Here is a 22544-nt window from a genome sequence, read left to right on the forward strand (position 1 = left end):
CCGCCGCGGGCGGGCGAGTCACGGCCGTCACCGCCCGCTCCTCGTGGCGGGACGCCTTCCGCGGCGGACCGCGCCGCCCTTCAGGGGCTTGGCCGGCAGCCGGGCGGGCGGGGCGCCGGCGGTCCGCCTCGTCTTCCCGACCGCCCGAGGCCGCGGCCTGGGGCGGGTGCGCGGCCGGGCCTCACCGGTCCGCCCGTGCGTCGTCCCGGCACCCTCGCCCGCGCTCTCCCCGCCTTCCCGGCCCGGGGTCTCCGCAGTGGTCCTCGCCTGCCGCTCCTCGCGCAGGCAGCTGCGCAGCGACTCGGGGTCGAGCCCCTCGTTGCAGGCCTGGTGCAGCAGACGGGCGAAGACGTACTCGGGGTCGGCCTCCAGCGCCAGGCCGAGCGCGACGCGGGCGGCCGGCTCGTCGCCCGTGGACCAGGCCGTCCAGCCCGCGAGGGTGAGCGGCGCGGCCGCGTGCTCCGAATAGGGGGCGACGCAGCGCCTGGACAGGGCCCGCCAGAGCCGCACGGCGGCGGTGCCCTCCGGGCCTTCCATCCATTCGGCGGCCTGGTCCCGGGTCTCCCGGTCCTGCAGGCCGAGGATCAGCTCGGCGGCTTCGTCGCAGGTGATGAGGGCGTCGTCGGCGGCGTCCAGCTCCGCCGCTCCCCTGGCCCAGGTCCGGCCCGTGAGCGTTTCGCCCGCGAGCCTGACGGTCGTCGTCCGCGCCTGCGGCGGCGGGCAGACGGGCTCCGCCGCCTCCGCCGTACCGTCCTCGATCGGTGCGCCGAACCGCCGCAGGAGCTGTCGGACGAGGGCGTTCGTGGTCTCCCTGACCTCCTTCTTTCCGCCCGTGCGGTCCTCGAGGAGCTTCGGCACGAGCCGCGCGGCGGCGGCGTTCAGCGCCTGCCGCTGCTCCTCGTCGGCGGAGGGCGCGCTGCCGCCCAGCGCGCCGCCGCCCGGGAGGCCGCCCACGGCTTCCCTCGGCTTGAGCCGGGCCTGCATCTCCCGAAGCGTTCCGCGGACCTGGATTCCGGCGTAGGCGGCGGCCGCGGCCATCACCGACGTGCCGGTCAGCGCGAGGGGGGTGCCGTCCGGCGGGCAGCAGCGGGCGTCCGGGCAGCAGTAGGAGAAGTACAGACCGTCGGAAATGCAGAGGGCCTCGCCGACCGGGATGTCGAGCTCCCCGCAGGCCGTGCGCAGGCGGTGTGCGAAGGGCCGCAGTCGCTCCACCACCTGGCGGGCCGTCTCCCCGGGCTCGGGGTCCTGGCAGAGGAAGACCACGATGCTCTCGGGGCGCGAACCGCCCCGGCCGCAGCCCTCGACCAGGCACTCCGCGAGGTGCTCGGCCGTCGAGGGCCACTCCGCCGGTGTCTTCGGAATGCCGAGCCTGACCCGGCCGCCGAAGCGTCCGCGCTCCCCGTGCAGTCCGACGAGAACGACCGAATCGGTCGGATGGAAGCCGAGCATGAAGGGCAGGGCGTCGGCCAGTTCAGCCGGGCTGCGCAGCGTGATCTGCTGCGATCCGGAGGGCGTGCTGTCGGATGCGTGTGGGTTCGTGTTCATGGTCACGACGGTCCCGCGACCACCCTCGATCGCGAAAGCCCTGTGTATAACTCTCGCGGCGGCGCCGCCGGAGTTGTCCACAGGTCTCGCGGCTCGTTCGCGGTTTGTCGTACCCATCGGGTTGCATGGGGGCATGACCAACGCAGACCGCCTCGAAGACCGCGTGGCCCTCCGTGCCACCGCCGATGCCGTACTCGCCCGTCTCGTCGGCGACCCGACGGGTCAGGCGAGGCTGCGGGAGGACCAGTGGCGCGCCATCGAGGCGCTCGTCGCCGACCGGCGGCGGGCGCTGGTCGTGCAGCGGACCGGCTGGGGCAAGTCGGCGGTGTACTTCGTGGCGACGTCGCTGCTGCGCGAGCTCGGCAGCGGGCCCACCGTGATCGTGTCGCCCCTGCTCGCGCTGATGCGCAATCAGGTCGAGGCCGCTGCCCGGGCGGGTATCCGCGCCCGCACGATCAACTCGTCGAACCCCGAGGAGTGGGAGACGGTCCAGCAGGAGGTGGCGGCGGGCGAGGTCGACGTGCTGCTCGTCAGCCCCGAACGGCTCAACAACCCCGACTTCCGTGACGAGGTGCTCCCCCGGCTCGCCGCGGCGACGGGCCTCCTCGTCGTCGACGAGGCGCACTGCATCTCCGACTGGGGTCACGACTTCCGCCCCGACTACCGCCGTCTGCGCACGATGCTGGCAGATCTGCCCGCCGGCGTGCCGGTGCTCGCCACCACGGCGACGGCCAACGCCCGGGTGACGGCCGATGTGGCCGAGCAGCTCGGTACGGGTGCCGGGACGGACGCGCTGGTGCTGCGGGGGCCCCTGGACCGGGAGAGCCTCAGCCTCGGTGTGGTCCGGCTGCCCGACGCCGCGCATCGGCTGGCCTGGCTGGCCGATCACCTGCACGAACTGCCCGGTTCCGGAATCATCTACACCCTGACCGTCGCGGCCGCCGAGGAGGTGACGGCCCATCTGCGCACCTGCGGCTACACGGTGTCCTCGTACACGGGCCGCACGGAGAACGCCGACCGGCAGCAGGCGGAGGAGGACCTGCTCGCCAACCGGGTGAAGGCGCTGGTGGCGACCTCGGCGCTGGGGATGGGGTTCGACAAGCCGGACCTCGGCTTCGTGGTGCACCTCGGATCACCGTCCTCCCCCATCGCGTACTACCAGCAGGTGGGCCGCGCCGGGCGTGGGGTCGCGCACGCGGAGGTGCTCCTGCTGCCGGGCAAGGAGGACGAGGCGATCTGGCAGTACTTCGCTTCGGTCGCCTTCCCGCCTGAGGAGCAGGTGCGCCGCACGCTCGACGTGCTGGCGGCGGCGGAGCGCCCGCTGTCGCTGCCTGCGCTGGAGCCGCTGGTGGAGCTGCGGCGGACCCGGCTGGAGACGATGCTCAAGGTTCTGGACGTGGACGGCGCGGTGCACCGGGTGAAGGGCGGCTGGACCAGCACCGGCCGGCCGTGGGTCTACGACTCCGAGCGGTACGCCTGGGTGGCGCGCCAGCGGTCGGCGGAGCAGCAGGCGATGCGCGAGTACGCGTCGACGACGGGCTGCCGGATGGAGTTCCTTCGGCGTCAGTTGGACGACGAGGAGGCGGCGCCGTGCGGGCGCTGTGACAACTGCTCGGGGTCCCGGTTCGACCCCAAGGTGACCGACGCCGCGCTCGACGCGGCCAAGGGCGAGCTGGGGCGTCCGGGGGTGGACGTCGAGCCTCGCAAGATGTGGCCGACGGGGCTGACGGCGGTCGGTGTCGACCTGAAGGGGCGGATTCCGGCGGGCGAGCAGTCGTTCGGCGGCCGGGCGCTGGGCCGGCTCTCCGACATCGGCTGGGGCAACCGGCTGCGTCCGTTGCTGTCGGAGCAGGCCCCGGACGGCGAGGTTCCGGACGATGTCGTCCAGGCGGTGGTGCGGGTGCTGGCCGATTGGGCGAAGGGGCCGGGGGGTTGGGCGTCCGGAGCGCCTGACGCTCCGTCGCGTCCCGCCGGTGTGGTCACCGTCGCCTCGCGGAGCAGGCCGCGCCTGGTGGGCTCGCTCGGGCAGCGCATCGCGGAGATCGGCAGGATGCCACTGCTCGGTTCGGTCGAGTACGTGCCGGAGGCCGAGGACCTGCGGATCTCGCGAACGAACAGTGCTCAGCGGGTGATCGGGCTCCATCAGGCCCTGACGGTTCCGCCGGCGCTGGCCGAGCGGCTGGCCTCGGCGTCCGGGCCGGTTCTGCTGGTGGACGACCTCTCGGACAGCGGCTGGACCCTGGCGGTGGCGGCGCGGCAGCTGCGCCGTGCGGGAGCGGAGGGGGTGTTCCCGCTCGTGCTCGCCGTCCAGGGGTGAACGGGGAGTGAACAGTGGGTGGCTGGGCAGGGATATGAGTGTCATACCGGCCGATTCCAGTCAGCGGTCTCAATTGCTCGTTGCCGCCCGCGCAGCGGCCCGCAAGAATTGGAAATACGCCCCGCACAGCAGTTACGCGGTCCGGAAGGACTGTGCTGCGGCGCGCCCTCACTCCACTTCGCCCGCTCGACGGGCGCGTATCCGAAGGGAGGACCGTGACCTTCGGATTCGCTCCGTCCGCAGCCACCTCGATCAGCTCGTCGTCCGAGTCCGCCAGCCGCCTCGCTCGGATGCTCGAACCATCGGAGTGGGCGGCCGCCGGAATTCCGCTTCTGCGCAACCCGCGTGAGGTCGTCAGCGGGCTGCACGCCCGCCACCGGCCTTCACCGTCGACGGCCGTCATCGCGGTCCTGGACCATGAGGAACGGCTCGCCGCCAGCGCCTCGTTCGCCCGCCGGGCCATACCCGCGGACGGCTGGGAGTTCCGGAACGCGCTCCTCGCCCATCTGCGCCGGGTCATCCCGCACGACCTCCGGCGCAGGTCCCCGGTGCGGACCGCCGTCTTGCTCTACTGCCGGGACGGGGACGAGCGTTGGACGGAGGAGGACGGCGCCTGGATGTGGGGGCTGCGGGACGCCTGCACCTTGCACGGACTGCGCTGCGGGGCGTACATCACCCTGACCCGCGGGGGCTGGCAGGTGCTGGGCGAGGGCCGAGGCGGGCGGCAGCCCGGTTCGGAGTCCCGCCCGACCGAGCTCGGAGACGTCGGCTCCGAGCTCGGGGCCCTCTCGCCGCGCACGGCGAGTGGAGCGGCCGAGCCGCTGCGCCGCACGGCCGCCCGCTGAACGACGTCCGCACCGGGACACGACCGTGACCCGGCCGCCCTCAGGGGCGGCCGGGTCGGGACGGCGGACGAGTGGTGCGGCTCAGACGCCCGCGCCGAGCGCGGCGTCGATACCGGCGGGGTCACCGCAGACGATGAGCAGCGCGGTCGCGCGGCCCTTCGCCAGGGGCAGGGCGCGGGCGGTGGCGTCGGCTGCGCCGCCGTTGACCGCCACGACCACGACGGGGCGGGCCGAGGCCCGCTCCACGGCGGAGGCGTCCGCGAAGAACACGTCGTCGTGGGCGTCTTGCTGGGTCCAGTAGGCGGCGTCGCCGAAGGACAGCTCGTGCGCCGCCCACGGGTGCTGCTCACCGGTGGTGAGGACGAGGACGTCGCCGGGGGCGCGGCCGGTCTCCAGGAGGAGGTCCACGGCTTCCTCGGCGGCGTCGAGCGCGCCGTCGGGCGAAGCGGGGATCACCTGGATCTGCGGGCCGGACCGCTGCTCGGAACGATTCTCCGAACGGGGCGACGGGGACGGGCCGGCACCGGGGTGCGGGCGCTGTACCGGCGGTCCGGGCCTGGCCGGTCCGGGGCCGGGACGCCCGGGACGCGGCGAGGCCGCTGAACGCGGACCGGGTACGGGACGGGGGGTCGGCGCGGGGTGTCCGGCGGCCGTAGCGGCGCGGGGACCCTGGGCACTCTCGTGAATCTGAGGCTCCTCGGGGATGAGAGGCATGAGTGGATGTCTATCAAACGCCGGTGCGCGAGTCATCGGCGGGTGGGCACACAGGTGCGCCCCGGCTGCTGAGGGCGGCTCTGCGGGAGAGTCATGGAGAGTTCAGGAGCCGGAAGTTCAGAAGTCGAAGCCGAGTTGGCCCCCGCTTTCCAGTGCGGCCGCCTCGGCGGAGATGCGGACCTTCTTCAGGTGCTGCCACCGCGGCAGCGCGTCGAGATACGCCCACGAGAGGCGGTGGTACGGCGTCGGTCCGCGGTCCGCCAAGGCGGCCTTGTGGACCGGCGAGGGGTAGCCCGCGTTGGCGCCGAAGTCGAAGCCGGAGCACTCCACCGCGCCGGTGCCGAGTTCGGCCATCATCGCGTCGCGCCGGACCTTGGCGATGACCGAGGCGGCCGCCACGGCGATGCAGGACTGGTCGCCCTTGATCACCGTACGGACCTTCCAGGGGGTGCCCAGATAGTCGTGCTTGCCGTCGAGGATCACCGCGTCCGGTCGCACGGGCAGGGCGTCGAGGGCCCGCACGGCGGCGAGCCGGAGCGCGGCGGTCATGCCGAGGTCGTCGATCTCCTCCGGGGAGGCGTGCCCCAGCGCATAGGCGGTGACCCACTTCTCCAGCTCCGCGGCGAGGGCCGTGCGGCGCTTGGGAGTGATCAGCTTGGAGTCGGTGAGCCCCTCGGGAGGCCGGCGCAGGCCCGTGACGGCCGCGCACACCGTGACGGGTCCGGCCCACGCTCCGCGTCCGACTTCGTCGACCCCGGCGACGACCTTGGCGCCGGTGGTGGCTCGGAGCGATCGCTCGACGGTGTGGGTGGGTGGTTCATACGGCATGGCGCCAGACAGGTTACGCCGATAGGGGCCGCCCGCGATACCCGGTTTCCCGTCGGCCGTCCCGACCCGGCCCGAAACGCCCCTCCGCCGTGGCGGGGAGGAGGGGCGAGGCCGGCCGTCCGGCCGCGGTTCCGGGCAGCTCGGCCGGGCGGACGGGGGCGACGAAAGAGGCGTGACGGGCTCAGGGAGCGCTGTACGGATCGTCGTCCGCGTAGGGGTCGTACTCCCCTTCACGGCTGGGCATCCGGCACGCTTCCGCCGATCGGGTGACCGCGCGCTCCGCCAGGATGTCGCGGGCCCTCGTCTGCGACCAGCTGGTGGCGTACCAACCGCCGTCGGCCTCGCGGAGCCGGGCGTCGATCGCATGCAGCGCGCAGGAACGCTGGGGCTCGGGCAACCGGTCGAGAGCGGGCACCGCGTCCGCCGAGAGCCCTTGGAGGTAATTCAGGTCGATGTCGCCGAATTCGGCATACCGCTCGACGTTGCGTTCGGCGACCAGCGCGTCGGGGGAGACCAGGCCGAAGACGAGGACCGCGGTGGCGGCACTGGCGGCCAGCGCCCGGGGCAGCAGGCGGGCGCCGAAGATACCGGCGGCCATGATCAGGAGGATGACCACGCCCAACCAGATCTCCATGGCCGCGACGGAGATCCGGAGGCGGGTGAGGCCGTAGGCGTCGACGTACAGATCCATCCTGCGCAGCGCGGAGACGACCACGACCAGGGTCAGCGCGCACAGGGTGCCGAGCACGGCACGGACGAGCGTCCGGTCGCGGGCATTCGAGCGCGGCGCCCAGCGCAGGGCGAGGCCGATCACGGCGAGGGTGAGCAGGGTGGCCGTGAGCAGCTGCCAGAAGCCCTGGCGGGCGTACTGGGAGTAGTCAGGATCCGGTTCGCTGAGGAACTGGCCGTACCCGCCGAGGAGGACGGTGAGTTGGACCGCGTTGAAGGCCGCGAAGAGCAGGTTGAGAACGATCAGCGGCAGCGCCCACTCCAGCCGGCCGCGGGCCCGGCCCGGCGCGAAGACCACCCGGTCCCAGCGCAGGGGCGCGGCGGCGGTGCGGGCGAGGGAGATGGCACCGAACAGGCCGAGCAGCAGAAAGGAGAACCGCCAGGGCGCCTGGGAGACCGAGATGTCGGGGATCAGCGAGCCGAGCAGATCGGCGAAGGCGGCGTCGGCGCCGGCGAAGAGCGCGCCGAAGACGACGAGCAGCAGAACCGCCACCCCGACGGTGCGCAGGACCGGTCCGGCCCGCCCGCGGGTACCGTCGGCGCGCTCCCGCAGCCCGCGCCAGACCCAGAGGAAGCCCGGGCCGAGGGAGTCGAGCAGACCGGCGGGGCCGAAGAGCACACTGGGCCAGCCCCGGCCGCCGTGCAGCGCGAGGGCGGTCAACACCAGCGCCGACACGATCGCCAGAAAGGTCGGCCAGCCCGCGTCGAGCAGCGCGGGTACGGCGAGGAGGGCGAAACCTCCGACGGCCCAGACCAGGGTCCACGGGCGGGGTCGCCGGCCGGCGGCGCGGGCGGCGAAGGAGGCGGCGAGGACGGCGGGCACTGCCACGATCATCAGGTTCAAGCCGATGCCGTCACCGAGCAGCAGGGCGCTGAGCAGGGCGGTGACGGCGATCGCCCCGAGCGTCGGGAGGGTCACTCCCGCCGGCGGGTCGGGGCGCAGCCGGTCGAACCGGCTCTCCCGCACGGGCACCGGCACCCGCCAGTCGGGGTGCGGAGGCCGCGCCCCCGCCCGGCCCGTCGCCCGCGGCTGCGCCGCACCGACCGGTGCGCCCCCACCGGAGGACCGCTGCGCGGGTCGCTGTACGGAGGGGCCTGCACCGGCGGGCGGCTGTTGCGGCTGCGGTACGGCCGGGTCAGTACCGGAGGACGGCTGTGCGGGCCGCGGTACGGCTGGGCCGGCACCGGCGGGTGGCTGCGGGCGGCGCTGCGCGGAGGCGGCGGGCGCCGCGGCCTCGCTCGTGCGGGGCGGCTCCGGCTCCACACGGTGCGGCGGGGAGACCCCCGGCCCGGCTTCCATGCCGCGGGGCGGCTCCGGTTCGGCCGGTGTTCCGCTCTGCGGTGCTTGCTCGGGCGTGTCGGACACGGGACCCCCTCCCGACCCGGCCCGCTCACGGCCAGGAGGCGGAAGTCTGCGGTCCGGGTGTCTCGTCTGCGCATGCTCTTGTCATGATCAGCGCTTTGAAGTGGCCGACTCTAACCGCGCTCCGGCCGCTCGCCCCTGGCGGGACGGCGCTGTGGCAGGACCGTGACACTCGCCCGTGGACAAGCGGGACGTACCGGCCCGCCCTCCGGCCGGGGCGACCGGGTCAGGGGTGGGCGCCGGCCGGAAGCCAGTCCGGCAGCGCCTCCGTCTGTTCCAGCCATGCGGCGGGCGGCGCCCCCGCCGTCCCGGAGGCGACCACTCCACCGGCGATCGCGCAGGTGGTGTCGACGTCGCCGCCGACCTGCGCGGTCGTCCAGAACATCCGCTCGTAGTCCCCGAGGGCTCGGGCGGCGGACCAGAGCGCGAAGGGCACGGTGTCGTGGGCGCTGGTGCGGCGTCCGCTGCCGAGGACGGCCGCCACCGTGCCCGCGTCGCCGTAGTCGAGCATGTCGCGGGCTCGGCGCAGGCCGGCGCCGACGGCACTGCGCGGCACGAGGGCGACGACTCCGTCGAGCAGGTCGGTAGGTGTCGGCGGGCCGGCGGGGTCCGCGACGAGCGCCGCGGCGGCGGCCACGGCCATGGCGCCGACGACGGCCTCGCGGTGCTGGTGGGTGGTGTAGGCGGAGATCTCGGCCTGGTGGGTCGCCTGCTCCGGGTCGTCGGCGTACCAGGCTCCGAGGGGGGCGATCCGCATGGCGGCGCCGTTGCCCCACGAGCCCTGTCCCTTGAAGAGCGCGGAGGCGAGCTCGCGCCAGTCGCCGCCCTCCCTGATGAGCCGGAGCATCCGGTTGACCGCGGGGCCGTAGCCCCGGTCGAAGTCGTGGTGCTCGGCGAACGACTGGGCGAGCGCGTCCTGGTCGATACGGCCGTGCAGGGCGAGCACGGCCAGGACCGAGCAGGCCATCTCGGTGTCGTCGGTCCACTGCCAGGGCCCGGCCGGGACCTCGCGTCGTTTCAGCAGGGGGTAGTTGACGGGGACGAAGTACTGGGAGCCCAGGGCGTCTCCCACGGACAGCCCACGGAGGCTGGCCAGGGCGCGGTCGAAGCGCCGGTCGAGAGAGAAGTCAGCGGTCATCGCTCTGCCACTCTATCCGGTGGGGCCGTACGGTTCCGGGGTACGCCAGCGTTCGAAGGGCCGGTCCAGGGTGTACCGGCCGTCCTCGCCGAGCAGCAGCATCCTCGACTCGCCGTTGCCCGGGTTGGCCAGCGACTCGAAGTCGGCGACCGTCCAGTGGAACCAGCGCATGCAGAACAGCCGCATGGTCAGTCCGTGCGTGACGAGCAGGACGTTCGGCGGGTGGTCCGGCGCCTCGAAGCTGCGGTAGAGGCTTTCCAGGAACGCGCCGACCCGGTCGTACACGTCGGCTCCGGACTCGCCCTGGGCGAAGCGGTAGAAGAAGTGGCCGTAGGCGTCGCGGTAGGCCTTCTGGAGGCGCACGTCCTCCCGGTCCTGCCAGTTCCCCCAGTCCTGCTCCCGCAGCCGCGGCTCCTCGCGCACCCGGACCTGCCGGGGGTCGAGCCGGAAAGCCTGGAAGGTGTCGTGGGTCCGGCGGTACGGCGAGACGTAGACGCTGATCCGCTCCTCCCCGAACAGGGCCCGGAGCCGTTCCCCGGTCTCCTCGGCCTGGCGCAGACCGGTGTCCGTGAGCCTGAGCGCATGGTCGGGCTCACGTTCGTACACGGTGTCGTCGGCATTGCCCTCCGACTCTCCGTGCCGTACGAGAACGATGCGCCGCGGTCGTGCCATGCCCCGACCCTAGAGGGGCCGGTCCGGCGGGGCTCAGTCGGCCAGGTGTCCGGAGTCCATCCGGCGTATCCGCCCCGTGAAGCGTTCGCGCAGCCGTCGGTCGTGGGAGACGACGACCAGCGCTCCGGTCCACCGCTCCAGCGCCTCCTCCAGCTCTTCGACGAGGCCGAGGGCCAGGTGGTTGGCCGGTTCGTCAAGGAGCAGCAGGTCGGCGGGGCGGGCCAGCAGTCGGGCGAGGGCCAGGCGCCGGCGCTGCCCGGCGGAGAGGCTGCCGACGGCGACCCGGAGCTCCGCCCGGCGGAACAGTCCGTACGTCAGCAACAGCTCCTCGCGCTCGTCCTCGGTGAGGGCGAGCCCTCGCCCGAAGGCGTCGAGCAGCCGCTCCGACGGGCGGTCGACCGGTATCTCCTGGGCCAGGAAGCCGATCCGTCCCGTGCGGCGGACCTCTCCGGAATCCGGGGCGACCAGGCCCGCGAGGACGCGCAGCAGGGTGGACTTGCCCGCGCCGTTGCCGCCGTGGACCAGCAGCTTCTCGCCGGCCCTGATGGTCAGGGCGTCGACGGTCAGCCGGTCGGCGACCCGGACACCGGCCAGAGTCACCAGGTCCCCTTTGGCTTCGCCGGCGACCGGTCGCGCGGCGAAGGCCAGGGGGCGCGGGGGCCGGGGAACGGGTTCGGCGTGCAGTCGACGCAGCCGCTCCTGCGCGTTCCGCACCCGCCCGGCAACCGATGCCTGGACCCGCCCACCGGCCCGGTCGTACGCCATCTTGTTGTTGTCCTTGATGGAGCGGCCGGCGGCGACACCGTGAGCGGTGGTCGCGGCGAAGACCTCCAGCCGTGCGGTCTCCTCCCGCCACTCTTCGTACGCCTGCTCCCAGCGCCGCCGGGCGGCGGCCCGCTCGGCGCGGAATCCGGCGTACCCGTCGCCGTACCGGACGACGGTGCGGCGGTCGGCATCGACCTCCAGGACGACGGTGGCCACCCGCTCCAGGAAGGTCCGGTCGTGGGAGACGGCGACGACCGTGCCGCGGTAGGCGAGGAGGGCCTCCTCCAGCCAGTCGAGCGCCTGTGTGTCGAGGTGGTTGGTCGGCTCGTCCAAGAGGAGGACCTCGGGCGCGGCGGCGATAGCGCAGGCGATGCCGAGGCGGGCCTGCTCGCCGCCGGAGAGGCTGCCGAGCGTCCGCTCCCGTCCCGTGCCCGCGAGGCCGAGTCCGTGCATCGCCTTGTCGACACGGGCGTCCGCCTCATAGCCGCCGCGCAGCTCGTACGCGGTGAGCAGGTCGCCGTACTCGGCGAGTACGCGGCCGCCCGCCGTGGCGAGCTCTCCTTCGAGCAGGCGGAGCCGGCGCCCCATGGCGCGGAGGTCGGCGAGAGCGTCGTCGATCGCTTCGGCGACGGTGCTCGTGGGTGGCAGCCTGGGCGTCTGCGCGAGCATGCCCGTGCCGCCGTCGGCCAGTGAGACGACCTCGCCCTCGTCGGGGGCGTCGAGTCCGCCCAGTATCCGGAGCAGCGTGGATTTGCCGGCGCCGTTCTCGCCGACCACGCCGATCCGCTCACCGGGGCGCACAGTGAGGGAGACGTGGTCGAGGAGCAGACGGTCACCTCGGGAGACGGTCACATCGCGGAGGGAGAGCTGAGTGGGCAAGGCGCCTCCATAGGCGTGGACGGCTCGGGCAGTTCGGATAAGGAGGGCGGCTCCGACCCACCCCCCACCTAAAAGCAACTCTGGTTGCGTTACGTCGAGTGTGGCACACTCGAACTCACTAACGCAACGGGAGTAGCAATTGAGCGATGAGATGGTGGGCGGTGCGACGCCCGCGCCCGGCAGCCGACGCCCCGGCGGCCGTACCGCGAGAACCCGGGCGGCGGTTCGCGACGCCGTACTGACCGGCCTGTCCGAGCACGGCTATCCGGCCCTCACCGTCGAGTACGTGGCGGAGCACTCCGGGGTGCACAAGACGACGCTCTACCGCCGCTGGGGCGACCTTGAGGGGCTTGTCGCGGACGCCCTGGACCTGGCGGGCGAGGACGACTGGACGCCGCCGGACACCGGCAGTCTCGGCGGTGACCTGCGCGCCCTGGCCCGGGAGGTGGCGGACTCGTTCGCCGACCCGGCGGCCGCCTCCGCGCCGACCGCGTTCGTCGCCGCCGCCTTCCAGTCGGAGCGGGCCGCCGACGCGCTGCGCGCCTTCTACGCCGAGCGCTTCGGCCGCTGCGAGAGCGTCGTCGCGCGGGCCGTGGCCCGCGGAGAGGCGCCCGCGGGGACCGACGCCGGCGCGGTCGTCCGGGCCGTCTCGGCACCGCTGTTCCTGCGCTTGTTCGTGACGCGCGAGCCGGTCGACCGGGCTGTCGCGGACCAGGCGGCCCGATCGGCACTGGCGGCGGTCACGGCCGGAGCGTTTGCCGCCGAGTGAGGGCAGTAGGGCGCCGCTCGCGGCACACGGACGCATCGCCGACCGGCCGGACCACTCGGATCACTCCGGTCGACGCGCCGCCAACCGCTCAAGTCGATCCCGCCGCCCCACCGTCGACCGTGCGGCCCGCGGACCGCTCCAGACCGCTGCGACCGCTCAGACCGTCCAGGACGGCTCGAGCTGCACCACGTCCCCCGCCAGCGCCGCCACGTCGGTCTCCGTCTGGGCGCGCAGCCCGAGTCGCTCGACGCGTTCGGCGCGGTACTTCCCGTGCTCCGCCGCGGAGCGCCACAGCGACAGCACGAGGAATTCGTTCCCCGGCGCCTCGCCGAAGACCCCGCGCAGCATCCCGGGGGAACCGGCCATCGCCGGGTTCCACACCTTCTCCTGCATCAGTGCGAAGTGCTCCACCCTGCCGTCGTGGATGCGGCAGTGGGCGACCCGTGCCACGTCCGCGTCGGTGAAGCGCGGCTCGAAGCCGGTCTTCACGTCGAAACGGTGGTCGAAGAGTTTGACCTGGGCGTTCCTGAACGTGCCGGTCTGCGCGGCCGCGAGACGGTCGTGGGACCTGGCCATGAAGGAGTCGTAGAACGCCCGGCTCTCCCAGAACGCGAAGACGTGGGCGACACCGGGCCTCCCCCGGCTCCATCCCCCGCCCTGCCCTCGGAAGCCCGGCTCACCCAGCAGCCCCGCCCATTTCCGCTGCCCCCGCTCGAACCCTCGACGGTCCACCACGGTGCAGCGAATCCACTTGACCAGCACCGCGCCATCCTAGGGGGCCGAACGGGCCCGCGGTCAGAGTACGGAGGAGTGCATGCGCACCAGTCCGGCCGGAGCGAATGATCACCGTGCAGAGCCTCGCCACCGACCGCCGTTGGCGGCGGGGGCCCCGTCCCGCCAGGTCGCCGCCCTCGCGCGGCGCGCATGACACCATGAACAAGGTGCCCGCGACCACGGGCAGTTGACCGGATCGGCAAGGCGACGCGTACGCGAGCGCGGAGAGGGGATTCACGGTGAGCGGTCTCAACAAGGGGGTCGGCAAGGTCGAGGTGACGCTCAAATGGGATCCCGCCCCGATCGGCGCCCCGGCGCACGACCTGGACCTGATCGCGGGCGTCTACACGGCGGACGATCCGTTCGGCACGCCCGACTACCTGGTGCACTTCGACAGCCGCTCCCCCGACGGCACGATCACGCTCAACCGTGACAGCCGTACGGGGCAGGGCTTCGGCTACGACGAGGCGATGACCCTCGAACTGGAGCGCCTCGCGCCCCGCTACGCGCGCGTGGTGGTGGGCGTGGCCATACAGCAGGGCGGCGGGCGCCTGACGTTCGGCGACATCGCCAACACGGGCGTACGGGTCCGCGAGGGTTACACGGACCTGGCCGAGCACGACTTCGCGACGGTGGCCGACGCCACCGCGGCGATCATCGTGGAGTTCAGCCGCGACGGAGGCACCGACTGGTCGTACCACTCGACCCCGCGCGGCTTCGACACCGACCCGGAGACCTTCACGGCCCTGATGGGCGCCCGCCACCCCTGACCCGCTCCGTGCCCACCGACGCCATGCCGACGTGACGACACCCGAGCCCGGCGCTACAGACCCGGGCTCGCGTGTCGTCGCTCGCGATCGCGGAAGGCACGCAGCCTCAGCTGAGGCGCCCCGTGCTCGGCGAGCCACTCCATCCGGTGGTCGCCCGACGCGAGACCGGCGCGGGCGGTCGCGGTCCACTCCTCCCGGTCGAGCACCGAGAGGTACGTCGCCCGGATCGCCGCCCACTGTTCCGGGTCACACCCCCCGGCCTCGGGAGACTTCTCGGTCAGGTACGCGGCGAGCAACGCGACCGTGCAGTAGCGCGCGAGGGATGGACGGAGCGAACCCACATGCCGGCCATAAGCCTCCAGGACGGCTCGCGCATGGGGGTAGCAGTCGAGGGTGAGCCCCATCCCGCCAGAGCCACTCATCACGTAGAGCAGCCGACCGGTGTGGTCGACCATCTCCCGATCGGTGCCGAGGTCCGCAAGCGACTCGTGGAGTCGGCCGGCGGTGGCGACCTGACCGGCGAAGTACCCGTTGAGGCCGTCGCCGTCGCACGCTCTGCGAAGCAACCATGGGCGGGCCACTGGGTCGTCGAGTCTGCAAAGGGCTTCGACGACATAGACCCGTCCCCAGCCGGTGACGCGCTCGCCGAGCCAGAGCAGCGCCTCGACTCCTCCTGGCCGACTCTCCAGACCATGGGCCGCCAGTGGCCCGAATTGCAGGGAGAGAAGCCCGATCGTGCGCATCAGAGGGATGTCCTCGGCCGTTCCTACGGCCGCCAGCAAGGCAAGCCCCACGGTGACGGCGCAACGATCAGTGCCGTAGCGGACCAACCAGCGGCCCGTTCGAAGGACGCGCTCCCTGTCCGCTCGCTCAGCCGCGGCGGCGATGTGCTCGTTGTAGTGGATCGGGATGTAGACGTCGTGGAAGGCGTCGGCCACCGCGCGCGGGGAGCTGGAGGATCGCGCGAAGTGCGCGTCCAGGAGGCGCGCCGCATCCCGGCCGGCCGAGCGCCGGTCCTCAGGTGCCTCGGGGCCACGCCGGCCCCGATGCGACGTGTCGTCGGGGTAGGGCTCTCCCCGGTGTGGAAGCGGTTGTTCCGGAGCGAGCCGGTGCAGCCGGAGCGCATGCTCGAACAGAGGTGTCGGTGATACGGGCACTCCTGCCCGGGTCGTCTCGCTCATCGGCGGACGGAGGACTCGATTCTCTTGATCATGCCCTGAGCATGCCATCGCGTCGCTCGCCGCGACAACGCCTTTCGGCCGGAGACGACGGAGAGGGAGCCGCCCGGAAGGCGGCTCCCTCTCTCATGCGCGGGTCGAACGACCCCCGCGAGGAACACCCGTCATCCGACGCGACGTGGATCCCGCGTCGCGTCGGATGCCGTTCCGTTCGTCGTCAGCTGCAGCCGCTGGTCGAGCCGCAGCCCTCGCAGATGTAGCAGGAGCCCGCCCGCTGCATCTTCGTACCGCACGAGAAGCAGAGCGGCGCGTCCGCGCTGATGCCCAGCTGCATCTCGACGAGCTCCGCCGAGGTGTGCGCCTGCTTGGGGGCCGGGGCCTCCGCCTGGGCGGTCGGGGCGGCGACGGCCTTCAGGGTCTCGGTCTGGCGCGGGGCGGACTGGGCCAGGCCCTCGACGTCGACCTCGTCGTCGGTCGGCTCGTAGGAGCCGGTCTCCAGGTGCCGCTGACGCTCCTCGGCCGAGTGGATGCCGAGCGCGGAGCGGGTCTCGAAGGGCAGGAAGTCCAGCGCCAGGCGGCGGAAGATGTAGTCGACGATCGACTGCGCCATCCGCACGTCCGGGTCGTCCGTCATGCCGGCCGGCTCGAAGCGCATGTTGGTGAACTTCGAGACGTAGGTCTCCAGCGGCACGCCGTACTGCAGACCGACGGAGACGGCGATGGAGAAGGCGTCCATCATGCCGGCGAGGGTCGAACCCTGCTTGGACATCTTCAGGAAGACCTCGCCGAGACCGTCGTCCGGGTAGGAGTTGGCGGTCATGTAGCCCTCGGCGCCACCGACCGTGAAGGAGGTGGTGATCCCCGGACGGCCCTTGGGGAGGCGCTTGCGGACCGGACGGTACTCGACGACCTTCTCGACGGCCTCGCGGATCGTCGCCTCGGACTTCGCGGTGACCTCGGCCTTCTCCGCCTCCTTCTTCTTGGCGGAGAGCGGCTGGCCGACCTTGCAGTTGTCGCGGTAGATGGCGAGCGCCTTGACGCCCATCTTCCACGCCTCGAAGTAGACCTCCTCGACGTCCTCGACCGTCGCCGTCTCCGGCAGGTTCACGGTCTTGGACAGCGCGCCGGAGATCCACGGCTGGATGGCGGCCATCATGCGGACGTGGCCCATCGCGGAGATGGAACGCTCGCCCATGGCGCAGTCGAAGACCTCGTAGTGCGCGGTCTTCAGGCCGGGGGCGTCGATCACATTGCCGTGCTCGGCGATGTGGGCGACGATCGCCTCGATCTGCTCCTCCTGGTAGCCCAGGCGGCGCAGGGCCTGCGGGACGGTGCCGTTGACGATCTGCATCGAGCCGCCGCCGACGAGCTTCTTGAACTTGACCAGGGCGAGGTCGGGCTCGAGGCCGGTGGTGTCGCAGGACATCGCGAGACCGATGGTGCCGGTGGGGGCGATGACCGAGGCCTGGGCGTTGCGGAAGCCGTTCTTGGCGCCGAGGCGGATCACGTCCTGCCAGGCTTCCGTGGCGGCGGCCCAGACCGGCGAGTCGAGGTCGTCCATGCGGATGGCCGTGGTGTTGGCGTCGGCGTGCTGCTTCATGACGCGCTGGTGCGGCTCGGCGTTGCGGGCGTAGCCGTCGTACGGACCGACGACCGCGGCCAGCTCGGCGGAGCGCTTGTACGACGTGCCCGTCATCAGCGAGGTGATGGCGCCGGCCAGGGCGCGGCCGCCGTCGGAGTCGTACGCGTGGCCCGTGGCCATCAGGAGGGCGCCGAGGTTGGCGTAGCCGATGCCCAGCTGGCGGAAGGCGCGGGTGTTCTCGCCGATCTTCTGGGTGGGGAAGTCGGCGAAGCAGATGGAGATGTCCATCGCCGTGATGACCAGCTCGACGACCTTGGCGAAGCGCTCGGACTCGAAGGACTGGTTGCCCTTGCCGTCGTCCTTGAGGAACTTCATGAGGTTCAGCGAGGCGAGGTTGCAGGACGTGTTGTCCAGGTGCATGTACTCGCTGCACGGGTTCGAGCCGTTGATGCGGCCGGACTCCGGGCACGTGTGCCAGCGGTTGATCGTGTCGTCGTACTGGATGCCCGGGTCGGCGCAGGCCCAGGCGGCCTCGGCCATCTTGCGGAACAGCTCCTTGGCCTCGACCTCCTCGATGACCTCGCCGGTCATGCGGGACGTCAGGCCGAACTTCCCGCCGGCCTCGACGGCCTTCATGAAGGTGTCGTTGACGCGGACCGAGTTGTTGGCGTTCTGGTACTGGACGGACGTGATGTCGTCGCCGCCCAGGTCCATGTCGAAGCCCGCGTCGCGCAGGGCGCGGATCTTCTCCTCTTCCTTGACCTTGGTCTGGATGAAGTCCTCGATGTCGGGGTGGTCGACGTCGAGGATGACCATCTTGGCGGCGCGGCGGGTGGCGCCACCCGACTTGATCGTTCCTGCGGAGGCGTCGGCGCCGCGCATGAAGGAGACCGGGCCGGAGGCGTTGCCGCCGGAGGAGAGGAGCTCCTTGGAGGAGCGGATGCGGGAGAGGTTCAGGCCGGCGCCGGAGCCGCCCTTGAAGATCATGCCCTCTTCCTTGTACCAGTCGAGGATCGACTCCATGGAGTCGTCGACGGACAGGATGAAGCAGGCGGAGACCTGCTGGGGCTGCGGGGTGCCGACGTTGAACCAGACCGGCGAGTTGAAGCTGAAGACCTGGTGCAGGAGGGCGTAGGCCAGCTCGTGCTCGAAGATCTCGGCGTCGGCGGGCGAGGCGAAGTAGCCGTGCTCCCCGCCGGCCTTCGTGTAGGTCTTCACGATCCGGTCGATGAGCTGCTTCAGACCGGTCTCGCGCTGCGGGGTGCCGACGGCCCCGCGGAAGTACTTGCTGGTGACGATGTTGACCGCGTTCACCGACCAGAAGTCGGGGAACTCGACGCCACGCTGCTCGAAGTTGACCGAGCCGTCGCGCCAGTTGGTCATGACGACGTCACGACGCTCCCAGACCACCTCGTCGTACGGATGCACGCCAGGGGTGGTGTGGATGCGCTCGATACGCAGGCCCTTGGCGACCTTGGTTCCCTTGGCGCGGGATCCTCGTGCCGAGCCGCTCGCCGTCTCTGTCATGCCGCCTCCCATATACGGGCAAAACACGCTGAAGTGCCCAGATAGTCCCAGGGCACCGTCTTCTTGTCTGCTGCCACGAGCACCACCGAGGGCGCTCCTGACACGTCTTTTCGGCCGCTCGGCGACCGGTCTCGCCGGACCTCGGGTCCGGCCCGCCGGTCAGTCGGCGGCGGTGGCGGGAACGGGGACCTCGGGGGTCGCTCCGGTCCCGCTCTCCACTGCGGGAGGCCGCTGCCCGCGGAGTTCCGCGATGGCAGCCTCGAAGTCGTCCAGGCTGTCGAAAGCCTTGTATACGGATGCAAAGCGCAGGTACGCGACGAGGTCGAGCTCCTGCAACGGGCCGAGGATGGCCAGCCCCACGTCATGGGTGGTCAGCTCGGCGCTTCCGGTGGCGCGCACCGCCTCCTCGACCCGCTGGCCGAGCTTGGCGAGGGCGTCCTCCGTCACGGGCCGCCCCTGGCACGCCTTGCGCACGCCGGAGATGACCTTCGTACGGCTGAAGGGCTCGGTCACGCCCGACCGCTTGATCACCATCAGCGAGGCGGTCTCCACCGTCGTGAAACGGCGGGAGCAGTCGGGACACTGGCGGCGGCGTCGGATCGACGTCCCGTCGTCGGTGGTGCGACTGTCGACGACACGGCTGTCGGGGTGCCTGCAGAAAGGGCAATGCATGGTTCCGACCCTCCCTCACGGCACGACTGAAAAGCCCCACCGGGCCCGCCAGGGCCCCTCGAAGCGACCACCAGCATAGGCGATGCGTGCACCCCCGGCAGACCCGGGGACCACAACTTCTGGGTGGCTGATGCAATCCAACCACTAGATCTGGTGGCGAAGCGCTTTTCCGCCCCTTCGCGCGTGTCGCGCGGCGCGGCGCGCGGACAGTCGTCCGGGGCCGGGTCAGAGGGTACGGGAAGCGCGCGGTGCCGCCGATTCCGGGGCCCCCGATGCGACACTGACGGAGGGCCCCGCCGCCCCGCGGACCGACGCGGAAGGCTACCGTGGCGACCGCATTCCGACTGGAGTCCGAACCGGCATATACACCCACCCGCGTGAACGCGTAAGGCAATCCGCGAATTTTCACTCGAACGTGTGTTTGGCGCAACCTTTCGAAAGCCACTACCGTTGTGCCAGCCAGGGAGACCATTCGAGAGGGGCCGACGACGTGACCACCACCGCAGACAGTGCCACCATCACCGCCCAGGACCGCTCCCAGGGCCGACTCGAGCCGGTGCATGCCATGAACGACACAGTCATGAACGGGGACGGGGAGCCTGGCCGGCCCGCGCGTTCGCTGCCGGGACGACCTCCGGGGATCAGGGCGGACAGCTCCGGCCTCACCGACCGGCAGCGGAGGGTCATCGAGGTCATCCGCGACTCGGTCCAGCGGCGGGGTTACCCCCCGTCGATGCGCGAGATCGGCCAGGCGGTGGGCCTCTCCAGCACCTCCTCCGTGGCGCACCAGCTGATGGCCCTCGAGCGCAAGGGCTTCCTCCGCCGCGACCCGCACCGCCCCCGGGCCTACGAGGTGCGCGGCTCCGACCAGCCCAGCACCCAGCCCACCGACACCAGCGGCAAGCCCGCCGCGTCGTACGTCCCCCTGGTCGGCCGGATCGCCGCCGGCGGCCCCATCCTCGCCGAGGAGTCGGTCGAGGACGTCTTCCCCCTCCCCCGGCAGCTGGTCGGCGACGGCGAGCTGTTCGTCCTCAAGGTCGTGGGCGACTCCATGATCGAGGCGGCGATCTGCGACGGCGACTGGGTCACCGTGCGCCGCCAGCCGGTCGCGGAGAACGGCGACATCGTCGCCGCCATGCTGGACGGCGAGGCGACCGTGAAGCGCTTCAAGCGCGAGGACGGCCACGTCTGGCTGCTGCCGCACAACGCGGCATACCAGCCGATCCCCGGCGACGAGGCCACCATCCTCGGCAAGGTCGTGGCGGTCCTGCGGCGCGTGTGACACGACGCGCCGGCTCTGACCGGGCCCCGGGACCCACTGCGCCGGTCCCGGGGCCCTGCCGTGTCCTCACACGGACTGCGCCCTTCCGGCGACCGCCACCCGCAGTCCGACCCCACTGCGATCGCCAGGCCCGCGCCACGCACCACCCTGCACACGGCGCCGGTCCTGCGGCCCCCGGGGCGCGACGGCCCCGGCGCGCCCGCGGGGATCGCTCAGACGCCCGCCGCCTTGGAAACCGCGTCGATCGCCGCCAGCGACTTCCGCACCTGGTTACGGTCCGTCGTGTACCAGAAGTCGGGCAGTGACGCCTTCAGATAGCTGCCGTACCGAGCCGTGGCCAACCGCGGATCGAGAACGGCGACGACACCCCGGTCGCCCGTGGCGCGCACGAGACGGCCGGCGCCCTGCGCCATCAGCAGCGCCGCGTGGGTGGCCGCGACGGCCATGAAGCCGTTGCCCCCCGCCTCCTCGACCGCCTTCTGGCGCGCGCTCATCAGCGGGTCGTCCGGACGCGGGAAGGGGATCTTGTCCATGACGACGAGCTGGCAGCTGGCGCCCGGGACATCCACCCCCTGCCACAGCGAGAGCGTGCCGAAGAGACAAGTCTTCGGGTCGGCCGAGAAGTTCTTGATCAGCTCGCCGAGGGTGTCCTCGCCCTGGAGCAGGATCGGGAGCTCGGGGATGCGCGTGCGCAGCTCCTCCGCGGCCAGCTGGGCCGCCCGCATCGAGGAGAACAGACCGAGGGTGCGCCCGCCGGCCGCCTGCATCAGCTCCGTGAGCTCGTCCAGCATGTCGCCGCGATCACCGTCGCGCGCGGGCCGGGCCAGATGCTTCGCGACGTAGAGGATGCCCTGCTTGGGATAGTCGAACGGCGAGCCGACGTCGATGCCCTTCCACACCGGGATGTCGTCGCCCTCCGTGCCCTCCGGAGCGAGTCCCAGAGAGGCCCCCACACCGTTGAAGTCGCCGCCCAGCTTGAGGGTGGCCGAGGTGAGCACGACGGACCGGTCCGCGAAGAGCTTCTCGCGCAGCAGGCCGGAGACGGAGAGCGGGGCGACCCGCACCGAGGCGCCGAACCGGTCGTGCCGCTCGTACCAGACGACGTCGTACTCGCTGCCCTGGACGATCCGCTCGGCGACGCCGTGGATGCTCTCCACCGACGCCATCGCCTGCTTGCGGACGGCGTCCTCGTCCTGGACCGACTTGTCCCGGGTCGACCCCAGGGCGGTGATCACCGCGCGGGCCGCGTCCCGCAGCGCCATCAGCGCGTACGACAGATCCTCCGGGATCTCCTCGAGCCGGCCCGGAAGGGCCAGCTCCATGACCCGCTCGAAGCCCTCGGCCGCGGTCTGCAGCTGATCGGCGGTCTTCTCGTCGACCAGCCTCGCGCTCCGCCGGACCGCTCGGTTGACCTGGCCCGGGGTGAGCTCGCCCGTGGCGACGCCGGTGACCCGGGAGACCAGCTCGTGCGCCTCGTCCACGATCAGCACCTCGTGCTGGGGAAGGACGGGGGCGCCCTCGATCGCGTCGATCGCCAGGAGGGCGTGGTTCGTGACGACGACATCGGCGAGCTTGGCCCGCTCGCGGGCCGCCTCGGCGAAGCACTCCGCGCCGTACGCGCACTTGCTCGCCCCGAGGCACTCGCGGGACGAGACCGACACCTGGGCCCACGCCCGGTCGGAGACGCCGGGGGTGAGGGCGTCCCGGTCGCCCGTCTCGGTCTCGTCCGACCAGTCCCGCAGGCGCAGCAGGTCCTGGCCGAGCTTGCTCGTGGGCGCCGCGGCCTCGAAGGGGTCGAAGAGCCCGTCCTCTTCCTCCTGCGGCACGCCTTCGTGGAGGCGGTGCAGGCAGAGATAGTTCGACCGCCCCTTGAGCATGGCGAACTCGGGGCGCCGCCGCAGCTGCGGGTGGAGGGCGTCGACCGTGCGCGGGAGGTCACGCTCGACCAGCTGGCGCTGGAGCGCCAGCGTGGCCGTGGCCACCACCACCCGCTCTCCGTGCGCCAGGGCCGGCACCAGATAGCCGAGGGACTTGCCCGTGCCGGTGCCGGCCTGGACGAGGAGGTGGGAGCTGTCGTCGATGGCCTCGGCGACGGCTTCGGCCATGGACACCTGGCCAGGCCGTTCCACACCGCCGACGGCGGAGACTGCGGCGTGGAGGAGTTCGGGGAGGGATGGCTTCGTCATAGCGCTTCC

17 protein-coding genes are annotated in these 22544 nt (G+C 72.2%); 5 read left to right on the plus strand and 12 right to left on the minus strand.

Annotation, left to right across the window (positions count from 1 at the left end):
• Nucleotides 1–27 precede the first annotated feature (27 nt).
• Nucleotides 28–1545, minus strand: coding sequence for a DUF4192 domain-containing protein (locus tag ACZ6RC_RS30895; protein ID WP_469589463.1), 1518 nt, complete (start codon nt 1543–1545; stop codon nt 28–30).
• Nucleotides 1546–1678: 133 nt separating this feature from the next.
• On the opposite strand from ACZ6RC_RS30895, the gene ACZ6RC_RS30900 reads away from it, so the two are divergent.
• Entirely contained in the window at nt 1679–3862 is a 2184-nt protein-coding gene (locus tag ACZ6RC_RS30900) for a RecQ family ATP-dependent DNA helicase (protein ID WP_469589466.1), read from the plus strand.
• Between the two features lie 215 nt (nt 3863–4077).
• Nucleotides 4078–4707 (plus strand): hypothetical protein, encoded by a 630-nt coding sequence (locus ACZ6RC_RS30905; protein ID WP_469589469.1) that lies wholly within the window; start codon nt 4078–4080, stop codon nt 4705–4707.
• Nucleotides 4708–4788: 81 nt separating this feature from the next.
• On the opposite strand, the gene ACZ6RC_RS30910 is transcribed toward ACZ6RC_RS30905, so the two are convergent.
• From ACZ6RC_RS30910 to ACZ6RC_RS30935, 6 genes are all read right to left on the minus strand, one after another.
• Nucleotides 4789–5421, minus strand: a complete 633-nt coding sequence (locus ACZ6RC_RS30910; protein ID WP_469589472.1) for a hypothetical protein — start codon at nt 5419–5421, stop codon at nt 4789–4791.
• A 117-nt stretch (nt 5422–5538) separates the two neighbouring features.
• Nucleotides 5539–6249: a ribonuclease HII gene (locus tag ACZ6RC_RS30915; RefSeq protein WP_469589475.1), complete on the minus strand. Its 711-nt coding sequence runs from the start codon at nt 6247–6249 to the stop codon at nt 5539–5541.
• 181 nt (nt 6250–6430) lie between these two features.
• The gene (locus ACZ6RC_RS30920; RefSeq protein ID WP_469589613.1) at nt 6431–8278 is read right to left on the minus strand and encodes a DUF4153 domain-containing protein; all 1848 of its coding nucleotides are present in this window, start codon (nt 8276–8278) and stop codon (nt 6431–6433) included.
• Nucleotides 8279–8567: 289 nt separating this feature from the next.
• Nucleotides 8568–9479, minus strand: coding sequence for an ADP-ribosylglycohydrolase family protein (locus ACZ6RC_RS30925; protein ID WP_391141393.1), 912 nt, complete (start codon nt 9477–9479; stop codon nt 8568–8570).
• Between the two features lie 12 nt (nt 9480–9491).
• A complete protein-coding gene (locus ACZ6RC_RS30930) occupies nt 9492–10151 on the minus strand; it encodes a histidine phosphatase family protein (protein WP_453619319.1) in 660 nt (219 codons plus the stop codon).
• A gap of 33 nt (nt 10152–10184) precedes the next feature.
• The gene (locus ACZ6RC_RS30935) at nt 10185–11795 is read right to left on the minus strand and encodes an ABC-F family ATP-binding cassette domain-containing protein (RefSeq protein ID WP_469589479.1); all 1611 of its coding nucleotides are present in this window, start codon (nt 11793–11795) and stop codon (nt 10185–10187) included.
• A 151-nt stretch (nt 11796–11946) separates the two neighbouring features.
• Between ACZ6RC_RS30935 and ACZ6RC_RS30940 the strand changes: the two genes are divergently transcribed.
• Nucleotides 11947–12564, plus strand: coding sequence for a TetR/AcrR family transcriptional regulator (locus ACZ6RC_RS30940; protein WP_469589618.1), 618 nt, complete (start codon nt 11947–11949; stop codon nt 12562–12564).
• A 156-nt stretch (nt 12565–12720) separates the two neighbouring features.
• Here ACZ6RC_RS30940 and ACZ6RC_RS30945 read toward each other — a convergent pair whose 3' ends face one another.
• Complete coding sequence (locus tag ACZ6RC_RS30945; RefSeq protein WP_469589482.1) at nt 12721–13326, minus strand: YdbC family protein; 606 nt, start codon at nt 13324–13326, stop codon at nt 12721–12723.
• A gap of 251 nt (nt 13327–13577) precedes the next feature.
• Between ACZ6RC_RS30945 and ACZ6RC_RS30950 the strand changes: the two genes are divergently transcribed.
• Complete coding sequence (locus ACZ6RC_RS30950) at nt 13578–14108, plus strand: TerD family protein (protein ID WP_391141385.1); 531 nt, start codon at nt 13578–13580, stop codon at nt 14106–14108.
• 53 nt (nt 14109–14161) lie between these two features.
• Here ACZ6RC_RS30950 and ACZ6RC_RS30955 read toward each other — a convergent pair whose 3' ends face one another.
• The 3 genes from ACZ6RC_RS30955 to nrdR form a co-directional block, all read right to left on the minus strand.
• Complete coding sequence (locus ACZ6RC_RS30955; protein ID WP_469589485.1) at nt 14162–15289, minus strand: hypothetical protein; 1128 nt, start codon at nt 15287–15289, stop codon at nt 14162–14164.
• A 214-nt stretch (nt 15290–15503) separates the two neighbouring features.
• On the minus strand, nt 15504–18395 hold the full coding sequence (locus ACZ6RC_RS30960; RefSeq protein ID WP_469589487.1) for a vitamin B12-dependent ribonucleotide reductase: 2892 nt from the start codon (nt 18393–18395) through the stop codon (nt 15504–15506).
• 159 nt (nt 18396–18554) lie between these two features.
• Entirely contained in the window at nt 18555–19067 is a 513-nt protein-coding gene (gene nrdR, locus ACZ6RC_RS30965) for a transcriptional regulator NrdR (RefSeq protein WP_453619327.1), read from the minus strand.
• Between the two features lie 490 nt (nt 19068–19557).
• Between nrdR and lexA the strand changes: the two genes are divergently transcribed.
• Entirely contained in the window at nt 19558–20349 is a 792-nt protein-coding gene (gene lexA, locus ACZ6RC_RS30970) for a transcriptional repressor LexA (protein WP_365713772.1), read from the plus strand.
• A gap of 212 nt (nt 20350–20561) precedes the next feature.
• On the opposite strand, the gene ACZ6RC_RS30975 is transcribed toward lexA, so the two are convergent.
• Nucleotides 20562–22535 carry an ATP-dependent DNA helicase gene (locus tag ACZ6RC_RS30975; protein WP_391141375.1) on the minus strand — a complete coding sequence of 658 codons (1974 nt, stop codon included), beginning with the start codon at nt 22533–22535 and terminating at the stop codon, nt 20562–20564.
• Nucleotides 22536–22544 lie beyond the last annotated feature (9 nt).

The organism is Streptomyces sp. NPDC048353 (assembly GCF_055587165.1).